Origin of the sequence: Catenulispora pinistramenti, from assembly GCF_018274385.1 — a bacterium.
Classification (GTDB): Bacteria; Actinomycetota; Actinomycetes; order Streptomycetales; family Catenulisporaceae; genus Catenulispora; species Catenulispora pinistramenti.
The window spans coordinates 1-1952 of record NZ_JAAFYZ010000457.1; the positions used below are offsets into that span (position 1 = coordinate 1).

At 62.3% G+C, this 1952-nt stretch carries 1 protein-coding gene; it reads right to left on the bottom strand.

The features are described 5' to 3' along the window. Positions 1-85: 85 nt before the first annotated feature. Positions 86-1348 carry a group II intron reverse transcriptase/maturase gene (gene ltrA / locus KGQ19_RS48430; RefSeq protein WP_212022378.1) on the bottom strand — a complete coding sequence of 421 codons (1263 nt, stop codon included), beginning with the start codon at positions 1346-1348 and terminating at the stop codon, positions 86-88. Between the last annotated feature and the right edge of the window lie 604 nt (positions 1349-1952).

The following is a 1952-nucleotide window of genomic DNA, read 5'->3' on the forward strand; positions in this document are numbered from 1 at the left end:
GTCGGGTGGCCCGGGGCATCTCAGCCCCGGGCTCCCACAGATCCGGACGTGACAGTCTCCCGTCATCCGGCTCTTGTTGTTCTGGTCACCGGCCAGCCGGGGGCGTGATCACCCAGTGAGCGAAATACCGGGGCCGCAGGGCATAGCCATCCGCAAGACGACGCACGGCCTGTTTCCAGCCGATCCGGTACTTCTTCCTGATCCACCGCAGCAAGTAGGTGTTGATGCGGTAAAACAGCGGGTCCAACGCCGAGCGGTAGAAACACCCGTAGTAGTTGATCCACCCCCGCAGCACCGGATTCACCAGTGCACGCAAGTCAGCGGCGTCACTACCCGTGCGTCGATGCAATCGCCAAGACCGCACCCTACCGCTCAGCCTCTTCAAGGCGTCGTTGCTGATCGCCGGCAGAAACGCGGTGAAGCACACCCCACCGCGTCCCACCGCCTGACGCGGCCGGAACGTGTATCCCAAAAACGTGAACTGCGTGTGCGGGTGACCCGGACCGGGCCCGCCACCACGACGGTTACTGTCCCGGCAGTACACAATCCCGGTCTTGTCCGGATGCAACTCCAGACCAACCTCGGCCATCCTGAACCGCAACCCGGCCAAGACCTGCTCGGCCTGCGCCAACGTGCGGCAATGGATCACGCCGTCATCGGCATAACGCTCGAACGGACACCCCGGGAACTCCCGGGCCATCCAGGCATCGAACACATAGTGCAGAAACAGGTTCGCCAACACCGGAGACACCGCAGAACCCTGCGGAGTTCCCTCACCACGATCAACCACGCCCCCACCAGGCATGCACAAACCAGCGGCCAGCCACCGCCGGACATACAACACCACCCAGCGGGCATCGGTATGGGCCTGCACACAAGCCACGACCTTGTCGTGCGGAACCGTGTCGAAGAAGCGCCGGATATCGAACTCAACCACCCAGTCATATCTCCAACACCGCTCCCGACACACCGCGACCGCATCCAGCGCCGAACGACCCGGCCGATAACCGAAAGAATCCGGATGGAACACCCTCTCCACCCGAACCGACAGATACCCGGCCACCACCGTCTGCGCAACCCGATCAGCCACAGTCGGAACCCCCAACACCCTGGTCCCACCCCCAGCCTTCGGAATCGCCACAGCCTTCACCACCGGCGGAAAATAGGTACCCGAAGCCATCCGATTCCAGACCAGATAGAGGTTGTCCTCCAAATCCTTCTCGAACACCCCGATCGACACCCCGTCCACACCAGGCGCGCCTTTGTTCCCCCTCACCTTCGCCCACGCATCCCACACCTCCGCCTTGGAGATGTCGAACGGCTTGGCCTGTGCTTTCACCTCGTCCATCAAGCCCCTCCCGGACCATGCGCCGGTTGAACCAAACACACCAGGCACGAACAACCCGGCCCCTTCGCTCCACCCCCATTACCAGGGCTTCACCACTACTACGAGCCGGTCCGCCAGCGCGCCGCGCAACAGTACTCTCACACCGCCTACAAGCAATCAGCCCGGACCGCGATGCCTCTCCCTATCGCCTACAGGCCACTGAAGCCCCAGGCAGTATCACGACACGCCTTCTCACGTTCCCCACGAAAGCCGCAGACCAGGCTCACGCCACCTATACGCCGGACACCGCCTGGCCAATAACACCGCACCCGCCAAGCTCATCCCGGGATGGATCAAGGCACCCCGGTTCTGATGCCACCTAAACATTTCGACGCCTCAGACAGCAGTCGTCTTCCCGATCCCCACCTGACGCATCACGTGCGCCTTTTCCTCATCGCTCACCACGACGGTCTTCACCCCAACGCAGCATGAGGCGGTTTGAAGCCATCCCGGCGAGGACGGCTCCGAAGGGCCACAAAACCTTCATCTCCCGTGGAACACCACATCACGAAGCAACTACCTACACATCAGCTCCGATCCATGTTCGTGACACACTTGACCTTGA

Bases quoted from the DNA above. Each gene is read 5' to 3' on its own strand.
- ltrA (WP_212022378.1), bottom strand. From the start codon at position 1,348: ATGGACGAGGTGAAAGCACAGGCCAAGCCGTTCGACATCTCCAAGGCG.